The sequence below is a fragment of the Aquimarina agarivorans genome (genome assembly GCF_000218485.1).
GTDB classification, from domain to species: domain Bacteria; phylum Bacteroidota; class Bacteroidia; order Flavobacteriales; family Flavobacteriaceae; genus Aquimarina; species Aquimarina agarivorans.
Genome location: NZ_AFPB01000114.1, coordinates 1 through 1419 on the forward strand (window position 1 = coordinate 1; position 1419 = coordinate 1419).

At 28.8% G+C, this 1419-nt stretch carries 1 protein-coding gene; it reads left to right on the top strand.

Annotated elements, in window-relative coordinates; genetic code table 11:
• The first annotated feature begins 294 nt into the window (after nt 1–294).
• Nucleotides 295–1035, top strand: coding sequence for a hypothetical protein (locus GMC_RS0105820; RefSeq protein ID WP_010521253.1), 741 nt, complete (start codon nt 295–297; stop codon nt 1033–1035).
• Nucleotides 1036–1419: the final 384 nt, after the last annotated feature.

Here is a 1419-nt window from a genome sequence, read left to right on the forward strand (position 1 = left end):
CACGGTGTATAAAACATAGCTAATAAGTGCTTAACCGAAAGGTTTGTGTATATTTAGAAAGTCCGCCAAATTTTTAATTTGGCTTTTAAAATGATAAAAATTAAAAACAAAATATAAAAATTCGGCTCTGTGTTAATCCGAAAAGTTAGTGTCTTTTTAAACGCTACGTTCCATACACTGAGCCGTTAGGCAACATTAACACAACTCAACTTTAAATAGAAATGGGAAACCTTAAAGTAAAAAAATTATAAAGGAGACGGTTACAAAGTTTATGTAAACAGAGAAACTAGAGTTTTGACAGCAACTGTTTCTTATAAAAGATCTGATGGAACGGTGCAACAAATGAGTACATCTGTAAATATTATTCATCCAGGGGTTGCTATTTATATTGCATTTCCTGATTATAAAGCTGATCCCGAAATAGAGATTCCTCTACCGAAAGGAAAAACATATAAAGTCCCAAAAATACCAACTGGACATGCTGGTGTATTATTAATAGAAAATAATGGAGTTACTTCTTATTATGAATTTGGAAGATATCCACATTCTTGGGATAAAACAAAAGGTTATGTGCGAAAGAAAACTATACCTAACGTCGAATGGGAAGGAAAAGGATTAATCAAAATTTCAGAACTTAATAAAGTATTAAAAAAGATATCAAACCAATCTGGGCATAACGGAAATATAACTGGAGCATATATTGAAACAAAAAATGTTAATGAAATGATTTTATATGCTGAAAAAAAACATATCGAAAGTGTTCCAGATGATATAAATGACCCTGATTTACATAAAAATCACGCAAAAGACTTTGAAAATATAGATTCAGAATATGATGTTGATAGAGACGAATATAATTTATTAAGGAATAATTGCGGTACTTTTGCAATGGATGTCATAAAAGCAGACGAAAATATAAAAGCACCTTGGTTTGTAATAGATACTTCTCCTAATGAAATTGTAAAAGAGTTTTTTGATGAAGGTCATAAAAAAGTGATATATGATTCAAAAACAAAGACAACGAAAATTGAATGATAATATGAAAAAAATAAATTTATATTTTGGGGTCTTTTGTTTAGTTTGTTTATTAATAACACCTATAATATTTTCAAATAGCACTTTAAGACTATTCTGGTTATACCCAGAAAAATACGATATTGAAATTATTAAAAATATCGCATACACAACTTCTGCTATTTTTTTCCATTATTTTTTACTTACGAAATGATAATACGAAAAAAGTAAACTCAAATTCATCTAAAGTCTTGAAAATTAGTTTATTTTTATTTATTGTCGAATTAATTTGTTTAATTATCTATATTTATCTTCTTAGTAGAGCAGTACATGCATAACATTGCCTAACAATGGGTATATTGCATAGCTTCCTAACGTCAGCTACGACAACATACCCGAGACGTT